Origin of the sequence: Streptococcus sp. CCH8-C6, assembly GCF_001557225.1 — a bacterium.
Taxonomy (GTDB): domain Bacteria; phylum Bacillota; class Bacilli; order Lactobacillales; family Streptococcaceae; genus Streptococcus; species Streptococcus sanguinis_C.
Genome location: NZ_LSJN01000016.1, coordinates 1 through 380 on the forward strand (window position 1 = coordinate 1; position 380 = coordinate 380).

Sequence of the window (380 nt, forward strand, 5' to 3'; positions counted from 1 at the left end):
ACCTTCAGTAAGGTCAACCTTGGCGGTACTGAAATTGCCGGTGCTGAGATCAAGATTTACAAGGGCGAGAAAGCTGAAGGCGATGCAGTTGAAAGCTGGACATCCGAAGCTGGTAAGTCTAAAGACATCAACTTAGCACCTGGTACTTATACCTTCCATGAGGAAGCAGCTCCAACGGGCTACCTCAAAGTAACGGATATCACCTTCCAAGTCAAACATGACGGCACAGTGGAAGTGACCAATGTTGGTGAGAAGGACGCTAAGGGCCAAGCTAACACCGTAGCGACAAATGGTTCAACTGTTACGGTAACTGACAAGGACGATGATCTTCCACGTAAGGTGACCTTCAGTAAGGTCAACCTTGGCGGTACTGAAATTGC

At 48.2% G+C, this 380-nt stretch carries 1 protein-coding gene; it reads left to right on the top strand.

The features are described from left to right. Nucleotides 1-380: prealbumin-like fold domain-containing protein (locus tag AX677_RS00895; protein WP_231730772.1), on the top strand; the 380-nt coding region annotated here is incomplete at both ends.